Raw genomic sequence first — 17790 nt, forward strand, 5'->3', positions numbered from 1 at the left:
TATTTAATAATAAAGGATTTCAGCCCTTTTGTCAATCCAGAGTTAAATAGTGTCTATATGTTTTCCCGTGCGATCCGTATAAATTCTTCCGTAGCCTGGGATAAATATCTGCCTTTGTGGCGGCCGAATGCCAGGACGCCGTGGCTGCGCCTGTAATTTAAAGAAAAGTAATGCAGCCCTGTTTTCTTTATGCCGGAATTAGGGCTTCCGGACATGAACATTCTGGGATAAAAGGTGATCCCCATTCCTTTGGCTGCAAGGGCAAGCACTGTCTCAATATTCTCTGTCTCCAAAAGGATGGAAGGAGTGAGCTGGGCGTCCTCGAAGATTTCATCGGCAATGGTGCGCACCCGGTTTCCTTTGTTGATGAGAAGGTAGGGGCAGTCCTTTAAATGCTGTACATCAGCATTTTCTTCCAGTATCTTTATCATTTCATCCTGCTGTCCTGGAAAATACCGGTCCAGAATCTGATCCGGGACCACAAGAAGGATCTCCTCCTCGCAAATAGGAACGGTTTCCACATGATCAGCTTTGAAAGGAAGAAGGTCGATCATCAGATCAATGTTTCCGTGTATCAGGGCAGTACTTAACTCGGATGAATTTCCCTCAACCAGATGGATCTCAATGTTTGGAAACTTTTCCTTATAAGCGGGAAGGATGGCGGGGAGAAGGAAGCGTCCCCTGGTATGGGAGATGCCGATAGAAAGCTGTCCTGTAGTAAAATCCTTGATATCGGCAAGTTCCCGGTAGGTTTCATCCTTTAAGTCCAGCAACTGCTTTGCCCGGACCTTTAAGGCCCGGCCTGCGTAGGTCAGGGTAAGCGGCATGGTGCGGTTAAAAAGCTGGACATCAAATTCCTTTTCCAGATTGGAAATGTGGCTGCTTAAGGACTGCTGTGAGATGTATAACTGTTTGGCAGCACGGGTGATATTTAATTCCTCCGCAACCGCCAGAAAATATTCCAGGTTCAGGAAGTTGATCATAGATAAGCCTCCAGCTTGGGAATGTAGGGAAGGAGCTTATCAAAGGAAGTATTTACAATAAGCTCTTCCGGGAAATTCACTTCTTCAATAAGTTCTAAAGCTCTTACATGGTTTCCCACATCAGCTTCCGTATGGGCGTCGCTGTCAATGATGATGGAGGCCCGGTAGCGCTTGCAAAGCTCCAGCATGGTCCGGTAATTTTCCGCGGCATTCATTCTTGCGCTTAAGGGATGAAGGGAGCTGGAATTAAGCTCTAAAAGGGTATGATTCTCAGCAGCAGCGGAAACAAGAGTGTCATAATCCACCGGAAAACGGCTGTCATCAGGGTGGCCGATGATGTGGATCAGAGGATTTTCAATGGCTCCGAGATAAGCGTTTGTATTTTCAGCGGAAGTTCCGCTTTTGTAACAGGGTTCATGGAGGCTTGCGATGGAGTAATCCATTTTTTCCAAAAGACCTTTTCTCAAATCCACCCGTCCCGTGTGATCCATAATATTAAGCTCAACGCCCATGAGTATGTTTACTCCGTAGATTTTACGGGGGATCACTTTAAAATTTATAAAATAAAACTCATGGCATGTTCCTGGCATCTTAGGTGCGTGGTCCGTAGAGCCCATGAGGGCAAGGCCCTTTTCAGAAGCAGATTTAGCCATTTCATATAAAGTGTTGTACGCATGTCCGCTGGCGACGGTGTGGGTATGCAGGTCCATTATGTCGTTCATGATTCTTGTCCTTTCTGTATCTGGCCTGGGGGATTCCCAGTGGAAAATATTTCAAATAATACAGCTTATCTGATTATGAAAACAGTCTTTTGTTTTCATAATATAACTTATCAGAAATCATTTTCAAGATTTCTGATAAAAGACAGTGCTTTTTTACTGCCGTCTATCTGATTATGAAAACAGCCTTTTGTTTTCATAATATAAATATAACATATTTTTACTGAGAAAACTATAGTAATATCAGGCGGGATGTGATAAATATATAGGTAGATTTTATGCAGAACTAAGTGTATTATGAGCGGAGGAGATATCAATGAGCGAAGAGATGAAGCAAACAGACGTAAGGGAAGAAACAGTAGAGACCATGGCTGATTATGCAGCAGAGCTGGAAGCCTCCTTTAAAAGGGTAAAAGAAGGAGATATTCTCACAGGGACCGTTATAAGCGTAGATGAGGACAAGGTCACTTTGGATTTAAAATATTATGCGGAGGGAATCATTGAGAAAGAAAATCTAAGTAATGATCCGGAATTCAGCTTGCTTAGGGAAATCCAGCCTGGGGACGAAATCACGGCAACGGTCATAAACCCTAATGACCGGGAAGGTAATGTAGTCCTTTCCAGGAAGCTGGCAAGCGACCAGATGGCCTGGGAAACCCTTGGTGCCATGTTAAGGGACCGCACCGTTGTCAAGGTCAAAATTGCCGAGATCGTAAAAGGCGGTGCCATTGCTTACCTGGAAGGGATCCGGGGATTTATTCCGGCTTCCAAGCTGGCGGGGGAATATGTGGAGGACTTAGAGGAATATAATGGAAGAACCATTGAAGTCACAGTCATCACCGCAGACGAGGAAAATAATAAGCTGGTGCTTTCAGGCAAAGAGCCTGCCCTTATGAAGCAGAAGGAAGAAACAAACAAAAAAATCGCAAAGTGCGAAGTAGGGTCCATCATGGAAGGAACGGTGGACAGCTTAAAGGATTACGGAGCATTTATTAACCTGGAAAACGGGCTTTCCGGTCTTCTTCACATCTCACAGATCAGCAGCCAGAGGATCAAGCATCCTGGTGTCGTGTTAAAGGAGGGACAGACGGTTAAGGTGAAGATCATATCCATAGCGGATAATAAGATAAGCTTAAGCATGAAGGCCATTCAGGAGGAGGAAGAAGGGACCGGAGAGGTTTTTGATTACAAAGAGGAAGGTTCTGCATTTACAGGGCTTTCAGCTCTCTTAAAGGGATTGAAATTTTAGAAAGTCGGAAAAAGAATATAAAATATCAGGTTTTTATGGTATACTATTCTTGAGGAGCAGGGGCTGCCGGGCGATGGGGCTGCCCCTTTCTCACTGACTTGCGGGGCGAGAGAGAGGGGGAATGTAGAATGAATATTCCCAAATCATTCAATCAGGTCGATCAGTGGAAATCTGTGATGTTTTTGTATGATTCGGCATTAAAGGAAATCAGTACAAAAATTGAGATACTCAATAATGAGTTTGTGCATATCTACAATTACAATCCCATTGAACACATCAAATCAAGGCTTAAGACCCCGGACAGCATTGTAAAGAAGCTGAAGCGGTACGGCTATGACGTGACCATTAATAATATGGTGGAAAAATTAAATGATATTGCAGGGATACGGATCATCTGTTCTTTTACATCAGATATTTACCAGATTGCAGAGATGATAACAAAGCAAAGCGATGTTACGGTTCTTAATGTAAAGGATTATATTAAGTATCCAAAGCCTAATGGTTATAAAAGCTATCATATGGTGGTAACCATTCCCATCTATTTAACGGATGGGCCGGTGGACACTAAGGTTGAGATTCAGATCAGGACCATTGCCATGGATTTCTGGGCAAGCCTGGAGCATAAGATATATTATAAGTTTGAAGGCAATGCACCGGCGTACTTACAGCAGGAGCTGAAGGCCTGCGCGGATGTGGTGAATATGCTGGATGGGAAGATGTTTTCCTTAAACCAGTCGATTCTGGAACTGAGCGAGGCACAGCAGCGGGAGACAGCAGAAGAGGACACGATGGAAGAGGACGATTTGACTTAAAAGATGCAGCCTTGACGATTCCACTCGCTGAGGCTGCTTTTTACACGGGCAATGCGGGTTTTATTTAGTTCTCTCCGCAAAAAGAAGGTTATAGTATGAGTATATTGACAAAAGACACCTGGAAGATCATAAAGTTCAATCAAAAGAATGCGTTTGTTTTTGAATTGCTGTTTCGGCTGGTCACCATGACCCTGTACCTGCTTCTCTTAAACAAAGGCCTATTATTTGCGTTGCGCATGGCCGGATACAGCTATCTGACTGCCGGAAACATCGGTTATTTCCTGGCAAAGCCCTGGACGATTCTGATAATGGCCGTCCTGGTGTTCATTGGAATCCTGATTCTTACGCTGGAGACCGGCTGTCTTCTTACGCTGTATGAGGGAGCTTTTTATTCCCGGAAGCTGAAGCTGTGGGAGATCCTGGAAGGCGGCTTTTTCAAGCTGGCCCATGAGATCCGCAGAAAAAACTGGCGGCTGGGGCTTCTCATTCTGGCGGATTACGTGCTTGTAAACCTGTATCTCATATACCAGATGCTGACCCATGTAAAGCCCCTTAATTTTGTTATATCTGAGATTTTAAATAAACCTGTGGGAAAGGTGTCTTTGCTCCTTCTGCTGATTTTTTTATTGGCGGCCGTCATTCCGGGGATCTATACCTTTCACGCCTGCATGGTGGAACAGAAGAATTTCCGGGATGGGTATTTTAGAAGCTTATGGCTTTTAAGACGCCGGATATTAAAGGTTGTAGTCCTTTTGACCATCTATTACGCATTGACTGTGGTGGGACTTTGGCTGGTCTATGCATTCTGTGTGCTGATCACCGCTGTGGGAGTGACTCTGTTCACTGACAACAGCCTGGCCCTTGCCGTCCTTCCGGCGGCATGCGACCGGATAGAGCTGGTCCTGATCTTTTTGACCAGCCTGTTCTTTACCGTGGGAAACTGGGGAGCATTGAGCGTCCAGTATTTCAGTTTTACCAATAATTTTACAAAAAGAAGCAAGAGCAGCGATTATACCGGAAGCAGATATGGGGACGGGAAGCTGGCAGTTCTTTTCATGGTGGCGGCAGCGGCATTCAGCCTGTTTTCCCTTTTTGGAGTGGTGCGGAACGGTTCTGCAATTACCACCGACATGCTCAGCGTGATTCAGATCACCGCCCACCGGGGCAGCTCAAGGGAAGCTCCTGAAAATACCATGGCAGCCATGTCAAAGGCCATTGATGACCTGGCAGACTTTGTGGAAATTGATGTCCAGGAGACAAAGGATGGAGTAGTGGTGCTGGGGCATGACATCAGCTTAAAAAGAGTGTCAGGGATAAACCGAACCATCAGCTCCTATACCTTTGAGGAATTACAGCATTTAGATGTGGGACAGTGGTTTTCTGCCGATTTCGAAGGCGAACGGATTCCCTCGCTGGAAGAAACCATGAAATTCTGCAAAGGACGGATCAACATAAACATTGAGATCAAGGACTTGGGAAGGGGCAGTGAGCTGCCCGATAAGGTCTTTGAACTGATTGAGAAATACCAGATGAAGGAACAGTGCGTGGTGACCTCTGTCCGCATGTCCTATTTAACCAGGATCAAGGAGCTGGATCCTGAGATCCGTACCGGATATATAATTTCAGCCGCCTATGGAGATTATTATTCCAGCGATGCCATCGACTTTATCAGCCTCCGTTCCAGCTTTGTAAGCGAAAGGCTGGTGGAAGCCGCCCATAAAAAAGGAAAGGCGGTTCATGCCTGGACGGTGAACAACAAAAGTGAAATGGAGCGGATGAAGATGCTGGGAGTAGACAATATTATAACGGATTATCCGGTGCTTGCCAGAGAGATCGTGTACCGGAAAGCGGCCACTGAGAGCCTTATGGAATACTTAAGACTGGTATTAAAATAGACAGGAGAATGGATATGAAGATTGTTTTACAGCGGGTTGCCCATGCAAAGGTTACCGTTGATGAGCAGCAGATCGGCGCCATTGGGAATGGCTTTCTGCTTCTTTTGGGAGTATCCGATACAGATACGGAAGCTATTGCCGAAAAAATGGTTGATAAAATATATAAGCTAAGGATTTTTCCCGATGAAAATGGGAAAACCAATCTTTCCCTAAAGGATGTTGGAGGGGAGATCCTGGTAGTAAGCCAGTTTACCCTCTATGCGGACTGCAAAAAGGGCAACCGCCCCAGCTTTGCAAAGGCAGGAGGGCCGCAGCTTGCAAACAGCCTCTATGAATACGTGGTTGAGCGGTTAAAGACCTATGGAAACCGGGTAGAGCATGGAAGCTTTGGAGCCGACATGAAGGTAGAACTTTTAAATGACGGACCGTTTACTCTGGTCCTTGACAGCAATGAAATCTGTTAATCAGTTACAAGATCACTTTGGGCAAAAGCCCTTAAGAAAAATTATGGAGGAATCATAAAATGGAGAAAACAAAAGGACAACAATTACAGGAGGAACTGACATTCAAATTTCCGCATATCGCAAAGGAAGCACCCCATCAGCGTGAAGAAGCGGAGATGTTCTGCGAGGGTTATAAGAGGTTTCTGGATAACGGAAAAACCGAACGGGAATGCGTCAGAGAGGCTGTAGCAATGCTTGAGATGCAGGGATACCGTCCCTTTGAGACAGGCAGGAGTTATAAGGCAGGTGACAAGGTATATTATGTAAATCGGGGAAAAGCCATCATTGCAACCACCTTCGGCAAGACCGGAATGGAGCAGGGGCTTCGCATCAACGGTGCTCACATAGATTCTCCAAGGCTTGACTTAAAGCCAAACCCTGTTTTTGAAAAAAATGACCTGGCCTATTTTAAAACCCATTATTACGGCGGAATCCGGAAATACCAGTGGGGAACGGTTCCTTTAGCCATCCACGGGGTAATCATAAAGAAAAACGGTGAGGTTGTGGAACTAAACATCGGAGAAAAAGAAGGCGATCCCGTTTTCTGCGTTACAGATCTGCTTCCTCATCTTGCAGCAGAGCAAAATGAAAGAAAATTAAGGGATGGACTTAAGGGGGAGGAACTGAATGTGATCATTGGTTCCATTCCTTTTATTGACGAGGCGGAGCTTAAGGAGCCTGTGAAGCTTTTGACCCTGAAGCTGCTTAACGACCGCTACGGAATTACAGAAGCGGACTTCTTCCGCGCTGAGATTGAGCTGGTGCCGGTCCAGAAGGCCTGTGACGTAGGACTGGATAACAGCCTGATCGGCGCTTACGGACAGGATGACAGGGTATGCGCCTATACGGCTCTGATGGCTGAGATCGATGCCAACATGCCTGAATATACTACGGTCACCATTCTCGCGGATAAAGAGGAAGTCGGTTCCGAGGGAAATACCGGCTTAGATTCCGATTTTGTGCTTCACTACATTCAGGATCTGGCTGACATGGCCCAGGTGGATGTAAGAAAGGTGCTTAGAAATTCCATCTGCTTATCCTCTGATGTCAATGCTGCCTATGATCCCACCTTTGCCCAGGTATTCGAGGATCGCAATTCCTGCTTTTTAAACAAGGGATGTGTACTGACTAAGTACACCGGTGTACGTGGAAAATCAGGTTCCAACGATGCCAGTGCGGAGCTGATGGCAAAAATCATAGCAATGATGGACCAGGAGGGTATTTACTGGCAGATCGGGGAGCTTGGCGCAGTGGACCAGGGCGGCGGCGGAACCATTGCCAAATATGTGGCTCATATGAATGTGGATGTGGTGGACTTGGGAGTGCCCATCCTTTCCATGCATTCCCCCTTTGAGCTTTCTTCCAAGCTTGATGTATACAATACATACAAGGCTTTCCGGGTATTTTACAAATAATAATGGGGTTCAGCCATGCAGCCAGATGTTTCTGCATGGCTGAACTATAATTAAATAATAACGGAAGTTTGAAATTTTTGTTAATTTCGGGAAAAAGCTTTTTTTACCTTGCCCGATATGGTATAACTGACTGGAAGCAATTTTTTTATCAATATATTAAAAATAGAAAGAAAAAGGATTGTATTATGAAAAAGATTTTTAAAGTTTGTATGTGCGGTCTGGTTGCCGCTGCTCTTATTACCGGCTGTGCTAAAAAGCCGGCAGCAAAGCCGGCAGAGACGGAGACGGAAGCAACAGAAAGCTCAGCAGAAGAAACTGTGGCTGTTGAAGACTTAACGGGTATGGATAACGGCACTGTCACCCTGGGAGATTACAAGGGGATTGAAGTGGCCAAGGATACGGTAGAAGTAACTGATGATGAAGTGGACCAGGCGGTACAAAACGATTTATCCGTAAGTGCAAAGGATGTAGAGGTTGACCGGCCCGTTCAGAAGGACGACGTAGTCAATATTGACTATGTGGGCACCAAGGATGGCGTTGCATTTGACGGCGGTACTGCTCAGGGCTATGACCTGGCAATTGGTTCCAGCCAGTTTATTGAAGGCTTTGAAGACGGTCTTGTAGGTGCGAAAAAAGGGGATAAGGTATCCTTAAACCTCACTTTCCCTGAAAGCTATCAGAATGCGGATCTGGCTGGAAAGGCTGTGGTATTTGATGTAACTGTCAATTCCGTTAAGGAAAGGCAGGTTCCGGAATTAAACGATGCTTTTGTTCAGGAAACTACGTCCTTTAAGACTGTGGATGAATACAAGGAAGACAAGAAGCAGACCCTTTTAAAAGATAAGAATGATCAGGCAGAGCAGAAGTTGAAAAGTGATATTTACACTGCCATCTTAAATGGTTCTAAAGTGGAACCAAAGCAGGAAGCGATTGATGCCAATTTCAATAACATGGTTGCCAGATATACAAACCAGGCAGCAGCTTACGGCATGGACTTTAAAACCTTTGTAGGAGCATTTACCGGAATGGGAGAAGATGAGTTTAAGGGCATCTTAAAGACCCAGGCAGAGGCTACCGTAGAACAGAGGCTGGTAGTGAACGCCATTGCTGAAAAAGAAGGAATTACAATTGCAGATGAAGACCGTAAGGAAGTTGCAGAACAGATGGGCTATGAAAGCGCTGAGAAGATGATCGAGACCGCTGGACAGTTCGACGTAGATGATTATATTATGAACAATAAGGTAATGGATTTCCTGACAGAGAATGCAGTTATCAAATAATGAATAATTTACGATAGGGGGAACCTTTATGCAGCTTTTAAAGGACAGAATACGCAAGGATGGGAAGATTAAGTCAGGTGATGTGCTGAAAGTAGACAGTTTTTTAAATCACCAGATGGATATCAAGCTGTTCGTGGAAATTGGAAAGGAATTTAAGAGACGCTTTGCCGAATATGAGGTCAATAAGATTTTGACCATTGAGGCTTCCGGCATTGGCATAGCCTGTATCGTGGCCCAGTATTTTGATGTACCGGTAGTATTTGCAAAGAAATCCAAGACAAAGAATATTGCAGGTGACGTATATACCACCCAGGTGGAATCCTTTACCCATGGAAGGACCTATGACATCATGGTTTCCAAGGAATTTCTGGGAGCTGATGACAAGGTATTGCTGATCGATGATTTTCTGGCTAACGGAAAAGCCCTGGAAGGTCTGGCTGCTATTGTAAAGGATTCCGGTGCAAAGCTGGTCGGTGCGGGAATCGTGATTGAAAAGGGATTCCAGCCCGGAGGAGATCGATTAAGAGCGGAAGGAATCCGGGTTGAGTCCCTGGCTATTGTGGAAAGCATGGATGAAACAACAGGAACCATAAGCTTTCGGGGTGACCGATGAGTGATGGAAGAAAGGCCCTGTTTTTCGACATAGACGGTACCCTTCTTTCTGAGGTGAACCGGAATGTTCCGGAGAGCGCAAAAGAGGCACTTGACCAGGCTCGAAAGAATGGTCATCTGGTATTCATCAATTCCGGACGGACCTATTGCCTGATCGGTTCCATCAAAGAGCTGGTCCAGGTGGATGGCTACTGCTGCGGATGCGGGACCCGTATTGTTGCAGGAGATCAGGTTCTTTTCTCTGCAGCGATCCCCCATGAGCGGGGGCTTGAGATCAAGGACATTATACAGGAATATGGTCTGGATGGAGTCTTAGAGGGAACGGAAGGCTGTTACTTCAAAAAAGGGATTTCCCGACTTCCCCAGGTGGAGAGAATGAAGGAAACCATAGAACGGGAAGGAAACTTATCGCCCTATAGCTGGGATGAGGACTGCTACGACTTTGATAAGTTCTGCGTTTTTGCAGATGAAACAAGTGATTTAAAGGGCTTTTCCCGGGCCTTGGGACTGGACTTTGAGATCATTGACCGGGGAGACGGATTCTATGAATGCATTCCCTCCCAATATTCCAAGGCAACGGCCATTGAACTGGTTTTAAAGCACTATGGGATCGCCCTGGAGGACGCCTACGTGTTTGGTGACAGCACCAATGACTTGTCTATGTTCGAATATGCGAAGAACTGTATACTTATGGGGCATCACAGCGTGGAGCTGGAGCCTTATGCAACCTTTTATACCAAAAATGTAGAAGACGATGGAGTGGCTTATGCGATGAAAAAGCTGGGACTGGTATGATTTCCCCAAGCTTAACAGGTATTTGCCATGAATAAAAAAACAGATGGGAGCATCAGCCGATGCTTCCATCTGTTTTTTATACACTTGCGTGGAAATCTTACTTCTTATGGTCTTAGTTCATGCCTGCCAGAATGCTTCTGGCAACGCTTATTCCGTTGGCAGATGCCTGCTGAAGCCCTCTTGTTACGGAAGCTCCGTCACCGATGGCGCGCAGGCCGTCAACGCTGGTTTCAAAGTCAGCATTGACCACAACCTTATTGGAGTAGAATTTTACCTCTACGCCGTATAACAGGGTTTCATCGCTGGCAATACCAGGAGTCACTTTGTCAAGGGCAAGAAGCATTTCCTTTATGTCAACCATAATGCGGTGAGGGAATACAAGGGATAAATCTCCGGGAACCGCATCCTTTAAAGTCGGGATCAGATTGTTTCGGCATAAGCGCTCCTCTGTGGTACGTCTTCCTCTCTGGAAATCGCCAAAGGTCTGCACCAGGATCTTGCCGTCGCAGAGCATGTTGCTTAACTGGGCGATCTGTTTGCCGTATTCAATCGGGGTCTTAAAGGGTTTTGTAAAGTTTTTGGATACCAGGATAGCAAAATTGGTGTTGTTTGTCTTGTACTCCTGGGATTTGTAGGCATGACCGTTGACAACTGCCAGCCCGTTTTCGTAGTATTCCGTGGCAACCTCGCCGGAAGGATTGGTACAGAAGGTACGGACCTTATCGTCAAAGGTGGGAGTATGATAAACAAGCTTTGCCTCATAAAGGTTCTTGTTTAGGAATTCCATGACCTCGTCCCGGACCTCTACCCTTACACCGATATCCACAGTTCCCACCTTTGTCTCAATTCCGTGGCTTTGGCAGATGTGGCTGAACCAGTCAGAACCTTCACGGCCGATGGCAGACACGATTTCCGGTGCATAACAGACTTCATCCTTGTCGGTAATGACGCCCTTTGCCTTATTATCTTCAATGATGATATCCTTTACCATCGTATTAAATGCCATTTCAACCCCCTGCTCCAATAAATGCTCCTGGAGGCGGGTGTAGATTTTATAGCCTTCTTCCGTTCCTAAATGGCGGATGGGACATTCGATCAGCTTTAAGTTAGCTCCTATGGCCTTACGGCGGATCTCCTGGATCTCCTTTTGCTTGTCAATGCCGTAAACATTGGTGTCTGCGCCGAATTTCAGATAAATGTTGTCTGATTCCTTTAACAGCTCCACTGTTTTATCATATCCAAGTATTTCAGGGAGGTTTCCGCCAACATCAGGAGATAAGGACAATTTTCCGTCGGAAAATGCTCCGGCTCCCGCAAAGCCTGTGGTGATGGAACATGGTTTGCAGCCTACGCATGTTTTTGTCGTCCGCTTGGGACAGGTCCGGTTTTCGATCCGGCGGCCCTTTTCGATCATAAGAATCTTAAGGTCCGGTTTTTTCTCGATCAGCTCATAAGCGCAGAAAATACCTGAGGGACCTGCACCGATGATGATGACGTCGTAATTATTTGAAACATCCTTCATGAACATCACTCCTTTTTTCTTCTAACCCTTACATTCAACTATTATGGTATTTATTAGAAACGCTTAACTGATTATAAACTTATATAAGCGCAACAACTTTATTTTATCATAGCGGATACGGAAATGACAAGAGATATCCATGTTACGGATGAACTTTTTATATGTACCTTTTGATCATCCGGTTGATCTTATTTCTCACTCCCATAAAATAGGCATTTGATTTCGGATAAATCCTCTTCCAAAAGCTCAATGACAGCCTCTTTTCCAATATAATGCTCCAGAAGCTTTAATGCCCTTTGATCCTGCATGGCCTCAGAAAAAACCATAAGGCGTAGTGAAGGATTCCCTCAATTCCATATTTATATACCTGAAGGCCGTAACCCCGGTTTCTGGCTGAGGGCATTGCCATGAAACGGCAGCATTCCGGTGAGAATACAGGCTCCTCATGAGGAAATACCTTTTCCAGTGAGCTTAATACAACCATGCGGTAATTGTTCATACATTGTTCCATAATAGACTCCGTCCCGTTATTAACCCTACGCCATCCTTGCTTCTGTAATAAAATTATCCTTATTATGACTGGAAGCATTTGGCATTACAACTGTTTAAAAATAAAAAAGGCTGTGTATGCCTTTACATCTTAAGACCGAACTGTTAAAATAAAAAAAGCAGCGTTAGACCCCCCGGTTTTGGGAAATCTAGCGCTTTTCGGGCGTTTAGAATCCCTAAAATGTCATGAATCGGAACCGTAATTAATATAGACAATAGTAAGGAGAAGCATCATGTATATCATTGCAGGATTAGGAAATCCCTCAAGGGAATATGATAAGACCAGGCACAATGTAGGGTTTGAAGCTGTGGACGTTCTGGCGGACAAACTGGGAGCCAGGGTGACGGAAAAAAAGCACAGGGCATTTTGTGGAACAGGAAGGATCGAATCAGAGAAGGTCATTTTGTCAAAACCCCAGACTTATATGAATCTAAGCGGAGAGAGCATCCGGGCCATGGCTGATTTTTACAAGGTGGAGCCGGATCACATCATCATCATCTGCGATGACATCAACTTAGCAGAAGGCCAGCTGAGAATCCGGACAAAGGGAAGTGCCGGAGGCCATAACGGCTTAAAGAACATCATAAACCATCTGGGAACCCAGGAGTTTTTAAGGATCCGGGTGGGAGTAGGTGAAAAGCCGAAGGAAATGGATCTGGTAGACTATGTCCTGGGCCGTTTCCCCAGGGAACAGGAAGCTGTCATGGACCAGGCATACAAGGATGCAGCAGAAGCGGCCATTATGATGGTTACAGAGGGTGCGGAAACGGCGATGAACCATTTTAACAGGAAGAAGTAAGGAGATTTCATGAGTGATCTATTTGAAAAACCATTAAGGGAATTAAAGGATTTTGAGGACCTTTCCGGTGATCTGTTAAAACGGGCAGGTCCTGTCATGGCCAGCGGCTGCATGGATTCCCAAAAGGTCCATCTGATGTATGAATCGGCAAAGCAGGAAAGCTTAAGGCTGGTGGTCACTTATGATGACACCAGAGCCAGGGAGATCTATGAGGACCTGCGCTTTTTTGATCCTGATGTGTGGCTGTATCCGGCCAGGGATCTTCTGTTTTACAGCGCGGACATCCATGGAAACCTGCTGACCAAGCAGCGAATGACAGTATTTCGTCATTTAATGGAAAAAACCTCCGGCTGGGTGGTTACCACTTTTGACGGTCTTATGGACCACCTTCTCCCTCTGGAGTACTTAAAGGAGCAGGTGCTGTCCGTGGAAGGCGGTCAGACCATTGACGTGGAAAAATGGAAAACACGCCTTACAGAGCTGGGATATGAGCGCATGGGCCAGGTGGACGGCATGGGCCAGTTCTCCATCAGGGGCGGGATCATTGACGTGTTTCCTTTAACCGAGGAGCTGCCGGTGCGCATTGAGCTGTGGGATGATGAAGTGGATTCCATCAGAACCTTTGATATCCAGAGCCAGAGATCCATTGAGCAGTTAGAGGGCATACGGATCTATCCTGCCACGGAAATGGCCCTGACAGGGAAGCAGATCCAGGATGGAATCAAAGCTCTTGAAAAGGAATTGAAAAAATACGAAAAGGATTTAAGGGCTCAGTCAAAAATCCAGGAGTCCGCCAGGATCCATTCCATTGTCTCCGAATTTTCGGAGGGGCTTAAGGAGGGCTTCCGGCAGCATGGGCTGGACGGGTATATCCATTACTTCTGCCAGGAGAGCGTGTCTTTTCTGGAGTATTTTCATGGGGAAAATTCGGTTCTTTTCCTGGATTAGCCGGAACGGCTTAAGGAAAAAGGGGAGACCGTTGAAATGGAGTTCAGGGAGAGCATGATACACCGTTTAGAAAACGGCTACCTCCTTCCGGGACAGACCGGTCTTCTCTTTTCTGCAAAAGAGATGCTTTCCAGAGCCCAGACAAAGACCACGGTTTATTTGACCGGACTTGAGCAGAAGCTATCCGGTTTTACGGTAAAAAACCGTTACAGCTTCCAGGTTAAGAATGTAAATACTTATCAAAACGGCTTTGAGCTGTTAATAAAGGATCTGACCAGATGGAAAAAGGAAGGATACCGGGTAATCCTTTTATCCGCTTCCAGGACCAGGGCCAGCCGTCTGGCAGGAGATTTAAGGGAATATGACTTACGGGCCTACTGTCCCGATGACGGAGGAGAAAGCCGGGAGGTAAAGCCGGGAGAGATTCTGGTCACCTTTGGAAATCTCCACCGGGGCTTTGAATATTCCATGATAAAATTTATCGTCATCACGGAAGGCGATATGTTTGGGGTGGAGAAAAAGAAGCGGAAACGGAAAAAGACCTCCTATGAAGGAACCAAGATCCAAAACTTTTCCGATCTTTCCATCGGCGATTACGTGGTCCATGAGGAACATGGCCTTGGAATATACCGGGGCATTGAGAAAATTGAGCAGGATGGAGTCATCAAGGATTATTTAAAGGTAGAATATGCTGACAACGGGAACTTGTATCTTCCTGCCACAAGGCTTGACGGAATCCAGAAATATGCCGGTGCTGAGGCGAAAAAGCCCAAACTGAACCGGCTGGGAGGAGACCAGTGGAACCGGACCAAGGCCAGGGTTAAGGGCGCGGTAAAAGAGATCGCTAAGGACCTGGTGCAGCTCTATGCGGCCAGGCAGCAGACCCATGGGTTCCAGTACGGAGTGGATACGGTCTGGCAGAAGGAATTTGAGGAGATGTTTCCTTATGAGGAAACTGAGGATCAGTGGGATGCCATAGAGGCGACCAAGACAGATATGGAAAGTAAAAGGATCATGGACCGTCTGATCTGCGGGGACGTTGGATACGGAAAGACGGAAATCGCTTTAAGGGCCGCATTTAAGGCGGTACAGGACGGAAAGCAGGTGGTCTACCTGGTTCCCACCACCATCCTTGCCCAGCAGCATTATAATACCTTTGCCCAAAGGATGAAGGATTTTCCTGTCCGGGTGGATTTAATGTCCCGTTTCCGGACGGCCGGCCAGATGAAAAAGACCCTTGAGGATTTAAAGCGGGGACTGGTGGACATTGTGATCGGGACCCACAGGGTCTTATCAAAGGATGTACAGTTTAAGGATCTGGGCCTTCTTATCATTGATGAGGAACAGCGCTTCGGTGTGGCCCATAAAGAAAAAATCAAGCAGCTGAAGGAAAACGTTGACGTGCTGACCTTAACAGCCACTCCCATTCCAAGGACCCTGCACATGAGTCTGGTGGGGATCCGTGACATGAGCGTACTGGAGGAGCCTCCTGTAGACCGTATGCCAATCCAGACTTATGTCATGGAGCATAACGATGAAATGGTGCGGGAGGCCATTCACCGGGAACTTTCCCGGGGAGGGCAGGTTTATTATGTATACAACCGGGTGAGCAACATTGACGAGGTGGCAAACCACATTGCCTCCCTGGTCCCCGATGCAGCAGTAACCTTTGCCCATGGGCAGATGCATGAGCATGAGCTGGAACGGATCATGTTTGATTTTGTCAATGGAGAAATCGATGTCCTGGTCTGCACTACCATCATTGAAACAGGTCTTGACATTGCCAATGCCAACACCATGATCATCCAGGATGCGGACCGCATGGGCCTTTCCCAGCTATACCAGCTTCGCGGGCGTGTAGGCCGTTCCAGCCGGACCTCCTATGCATTTCTGATGTATAAGCGGGATAAGCTCTTAAAGGAAGAGGCGGAAAAACGCCTTCAGGCCATCCGCGAATTTACGGAGCTGGGCTCCGGAATCAAGATTGCCATGCGGGATTTGGAAATCCGGGGGGCAGGAAATGTTCTTGGAGCGGAACAGCACGGACACATGGAAGCGGTGGGGTATGACCTTTACTGCAAGCTCTTAAATCAGGCGGTTTTAGAGCTTAAGGGACAGAGGAAAGAAGAGGAAACCTATGAGACCGTGGTGGACTGTGATATCGATGCATACATTCCCACTTCCTATATTAAGAATGAATATCAGAAGCTTGATATTTACAAGCGGATTTCCGGCATTGAGAACGAAGAAGAATATATGGATATGCAGGATGAACTGATGGACCGTTTCGGCGATATTCCGGGTCCGGTTGATAATCTGCTTAAGGTTGCCGGCTTAAAGGCTCTGGCCCACAGTGCCTATGTGACCGAGGTAAATATTAACCGCCAGGAGGTCCGCCTGACCATGTATAAGAATGCAAGGCTGAAAGTGGAAGGAATTCCGAAGATCATCGACCAGTATCGTGGAGATTTAAAGTTCCAGATGGGAGAAGAACCAAGGTTTATGTATCTTGACAGAAAGAAAAACCAGACCACCGATGCCATGATCAGCCAGGCTGAGGTGATATTGAAGCAAATATTGGAATTGTCAGAAAAGAATGAAAAAAAGTAAAAATTGACTTTTAAAATACGGTTCATCTAGTTGATTTTTGTCATATTTGTGATATACTAATAGTAGAAGAAGGGCTTTAGTCCCAGATGCTTTCTTTGTTCCCATTAATGTTTCGGAGAAAGGTGGTAGCTATGGACGTTTTAGGTATGTATCTTCTACAGCGAGTATCAAATGAATTGACGATTCAAAAATATGGTTCTTTTGAAAACCATTTTGTAACTCCAGTTCCAGATAACGTGGCCGCAAAGATGGCCCATGAGGGATATCTGTCATCCTCAAAAGAAGTGGTTCGCCACGTCAGGCAGGGTGATTTCTAACCTGGGATAGGAAAACCCCAACTTCTTCAAGTAATAATCTAAGTCTAATTAGAAAATCAGGGTTCGACTTTTTTTTAACAAGTCGGCCCTGATTTTAAATTTTGGGAAAAATGGCAGACTTAAGTATAATCTGTTGCATTCGTAGCAAAATAATATCAGTGATATAAAAACGCACAAGATGGAGGAATTTTTATTATGAAAGCAACTGGTATTGTAAGAAGGATTGACGACCTGGGACGTGTGGTGATACCGAAAGAGATCAGAAGGACGCTCCGGTTACGAGAAGGGACTCCGCTTGAAATATTTACAGATAGGGAAGGAGAAATCATTTTAAAGAAATATTCTCCGATGGTAGAACTTACTGCTTTTGCTTCCCAGTATGCAGAAGCCATGGCTCAAACTACCGGACTTACCGTATGTATCAGCGACAGAGATCAGATCATTGCAGTGGCAGGAGGATCTAAAAAGGAACTTCTCCAGAAGACCATCAGCAAGCAATTAGAGAACATTATCAATGAACGGACGGTAATTGTGGCCGGAAAGGATGACAAGAGCTTTATCGCGCTTTCAGGAGAAAACCTGGAAGGAATAACAGCTCAGGTGGTGGCTCCCATCATCTGTGAGGGCGATGCCATTGGAGCGGTAGCCTTATTAAGCAGAGAGCCAAGAGCACGTTTTGGAGATATGGAAACTAAGCTGGCTACGACGGCAGCCGGATTTTTAGGCCGCCAGATGGAAGGCTGATCAGGCTGACAATCAGCATACATGAATCAGGAGGTGA

Annotated in this window: 15 protein-coding genes and 1 pseudogene; 12 read left to right on the forward strand and 4 right to left on the reverse strand. The window is 45.9% G+C overall.

All coding sequences use genetic code 11. The annotated features are described in order from the left end of the window. Positions 1-53: 53 nt before the first annotated feature. Complete coding sequence (locus ABFV83_RS18020) at positions 54-983, reverse strand: LysR family transcriptional regulator (protein WP_349945805.1); 930 nt, start codon at positions 981-983, stop codon at positions 54-56. Then, positions 980-1705: a phosphatase gene (locus tag ABFV83_RS18025; RefSeq protein WP_349945806.1), complete on the reverse strand. Its 726-nt coding sequence runs from the start codon at positions 1703-1705 to the stop codon at positions 980-982. Before ABFV83_RS18025 ends, ABFV83_RS18020 begins: the two co-directional genes overlap by 4 nt. Positions 1706-2018: 313 nt before the next feature. On the opposite strand from ABFV83_RS18025, the gene ABFV83_RS18030 reads away from it, so the two are divergent. The 8 genes from ABFV83_RS18030 (at position 2019) to ABFV83_RS18065 (ending at position 10263) form a co-directional block, all read left to right on the forward strand. Then, positions 2019-2951 (forward strand): S1 RNA-binding domain-containing protein, encoded by a 933-nt coding sequence (locus tag ABFV83_RS18030; RefSeq protein ID WP_349945808.1) that lies wholly within the window; start codon positions 2019-2021, stop codon positions 2949-2951. A gap of 128 nt (positions 2952-3079) precedes the next feature. After that, a complete protein-coding gene (locus tag ABFV83_RS18035; protein WP_349945809.1) occupies positions 3080-3763 on the forward strand; it encodes a GTP pyrophosphokinase family protein in 684 nt (227 codons plus the stop codon). Between the two features lie 95 nt (positions 3764-3858). Beyond that, a complete protein-coding gene (locus ABFV83_RS18040; protein WP_349945811.1) occupies positions 3859-5658 on the forward strand; it encodes a glycerophosphodiester phosphodiesterase in 1800 nt (599 codons plus the stop codon). 14 nt (positions 5659-5672) lie between these two features. Beyond that, complete coding sequence (gene dtd / locus ABFV83_RS18045; RefSeq protein WP_349945813.1) at positions 5673-6122, forward strand: D-aminoacyl-tRNA deacylase; 450 nt, start codon at positions 5673-5675, stop codon at positions 6120-6122. Between the two features lie 59 nt (positions 6123-6181). Further along, positions 6182-7576 (forward strand): aminopeptidase, encoded by a 1395-nt coding sequence (locus ABFV83_RS18050; RefSeq protein WP_349945815.1) that lies wholly within the window; start codon positions 6182-6184, stop codon positions 7574-7576. Positions 7577-7761: 185 nt separating this feature from the next. Further along, positions 7762-8856 carry a trigger factor gene (gene tig, locus ABFV83_RS18055; protein WP_349945817.1) on the forward strand — a complete coding sequence of 365 codons (1095 nt, stop codon included), beginning with the start codon at positions 7762-7764 and terminating at the stop codon, positions 8854-8856. A gap of 28 nt (positions 8857-8884) precedes the next feature. After that, complete coding sequence (locus tag ABFV83_RS18060; protein WP_349945818.1) at positions 8885-9469, forward strand: xanthine phosphoribosyltransferase; 585 nt, start codon at positions 8885-8887, stop codon at positions 9467-9469. Continuing rightward, the gene (locus tag ABFV83_RS18065; RefSeq protein ID WP_349945820.1) at positions 9466-10263 is read left to right on the forward strand and encodes an HAD family hydrolase; all 798 of its coding nucleotides are present in this window, start codon (positions 9466-9468) and stop codon (positions 10261-10263) included. Before ABFV83_RS18060 ends, ABFV83_RS18065 begins: the two co-directional genes overlap by 4 nt. Positions 10264-10375: 112 nt before the next feature. Here the strand turns inward: ABFV83_RS18065 and ABFV83_RS18070 are convergent, their stop codons facing one another. Both ABFV83_RS18070 and ABFV83_RS18075 read right to left on the reverse strand, forming a co-directional pair. Then, the gene (locus ABFV83_RS18070; RefSeq protein ID WP_349945821.1) at positions 10376-11785 is read right to left on the reverse strand and encodes an NAD(P)/FAD-dependent oxidoreductase; all 1410 of its coding nucleotides are present in this window, start codon (positions 11783-11785) and stop codon (positions 10376-10378) included. A gap of 286 nt (positions 11786-12071) precedes the next feature. Continuing rightward, positions 12072-12296 carry a glycoside hydrolase domain-containing protein gene (locus ABFV83_RS18075; protein ID WP_349945823.1) on the reverse strand — a complete coding sequence of 75 codons (225 nt, stop codon included), beginning with the start codon at positions 12294-12296 and terminating at the stop codon, positions 12072-12074. A 271-nt stretch (positions 12297-12567) separates the two neighbouring features. Here ABFV83_RS18075 and pth point away from each other — a divergent pair, with 271 nt between their 5' ends. The 4 genes and pseudogenes from pth to spoVT all read left to right on the forward strand — a co-directional run bounded on the left by pth (position 12568) and on the right by spoVT (position 17753). Beyond that, positions 12568-13134, forward strand: a complete 567-nt coding sequence (pth, locus tag ABFV83_RS18080; RefSeq protein ID WP_349945825.1) for an aminoacyl-tRNA hydrolase — start codon at positions 12568-12570, stop codon at positions 13132-13134. Positions 13135-13143: 9 nt separating this feature from the next. Continuing rightward, positions 13144-16692: pseudogene (mfd, locus tag ABFV83_RS18085) on the forward strand (transcription-repair coupling factor). 131 nt (positions 16693-16823) lie between these two features. Next, positions 16824-17009 (forward strand): hypothetical protein, encoded by a 186-nt coding sequence (locus ABFV83_RS18090; RefSeq protein ID WP_054738453.1) that lies wholly within the window; start codon positions 16824-16826, stop codon positions 17007-17009. A gap of 195 nt (positions 17010-17204) precedes the next feature. After that, a complete protein-coding gene (gene spoVT, locus ABFV83_RS18095; protein WP_349945827.1) occupies positions 17205-17753 on the forward strand; it encodes a stage V sporulation protein T in 549 nt (182 codons plus the stop codon). The last annotated feature ends 37 nt before the right edge of the window (positions 17754-17790 follow it).

The organism is Lacrimispora sp. BS-2, assembly GCF_040207125.1.
In the GTDB taxonomy this organism is placed as follows: domain Bacteria; phylum Bacillota; class Clostridia; order Lachnospirales; family Lachnospiraceae; genus Lacrimispora.

What these genes read in the sequence shown, in the direction of transcription:
- ABFV83_RS18020 (WP_349945805.1), bottom strand. Translation starts at nt 983, where the DNA reads ATGATCAACTTCCTGAACCTGGAATATTTTCTGGCGGTTGCGGAGGAA.
- ABFV83_RS18025 (WP_349945806.1), bottom strand. Translation starts at nt 1,705, where the DNA reads ATGAACGACATAATGGACCTGCATACCCACACCGTCGCCAGCGGACAT.
- ABFV83_RS18030 (WP_349945808.1), top strand. Translation starts at nt 2,019, where the DNA reads ATGAGCGAAGAGATGAAGCAAACAGACGTAAGGGAAGAAACAGTAGAG.
- ABFV83_RS18035 (WP_349945809.1), top strand. Translation starts at nt 3,080, where the DNA reads ATGAATATTCCCAAATCATTCAATCAGGTCGATCAGTGGAAATCTGTG.
- ABFV83_RS18040 (WP_349945811.1), top strand. Translation starts at nt 3,859, where the DNA reads ATGAGTATATTGACAAAAGACACCTGGAAGATCATAAAGTTCAATCAA.
- dtd (WP_349945813.1), top strand. Translation starts at nt 5,673, where the DNA reads ATGAAGATTGTTTTACAGCGGGTTGCCCATGCAAAGGTTACCGTTGAT.
- ABFV83_RS18050 (WP_349945815.1), top strand. Translation starts at nt 6,182, where the DNA reads ATGGAGAAAACAAAAGGACAACAATTACAGGAGGAACTGACATTCAAA.
- tig (WP_349945817.1), top strand. Translation starts at nt 7,762, where the DNA reads ATGAAAAAGATTTTTAAAGTTTGTATGTGCGGTCTGGTTGCCGCTGCT.
- ABFV83_RS18060 (WP_349945818.1), top strand. Translation starts at nt 8,885, where the DNA reads ATGCAGCTTTTAAAGGACAGAATACGCAAGGATGGGAAGATTAAGTCA.
- ABFV83_RS18065 (WP_349945820.1), top strand. Translation starts at nt 9,466, where the DNA reads ATGAGTGATGGAAGAAAGGCCCTGTTTTTCGACATAGACGGTACCCTT.
- ABFV83_RS18070 (WP_349945821.1), bottom strand. Translation starts at nt 11,785, where the DNA reads ATGAAGGATGTTTCAAATAATTACGACGTCATCATCATCGGTGCAGGT.
- ABFV83_RS18075 (WP_349945823.1), bottom strand. Translation starts at nt 12,296, where the DNA reads ATGGAACAATGTATGAACAATTACCGCATGGTTGTATTAAGCTCACTG.
- pth (WP_349945825.1), top strand. Translation starts at nt 12,568, where the DNA reads ATGTATATCATTGCAGGATTAGGAAATCCCTCAAGGGAATATGATAAG.
- ABFV83_RS18090 (WP_054738453.1), top strand. Translation starts at nt 16,824, where the DNA reads ATGGACGTTTTAGGTATGTATCTTCTACAGCGAGTATCAAATGAATTG.
- spoVT (WP_349945827.1), top strand. Translation starts at nt 17,205, where the DNA reads ATGAAAGCAACTGGTATTGTAAGAAGGATTGACGACCTGGGACGTGTG.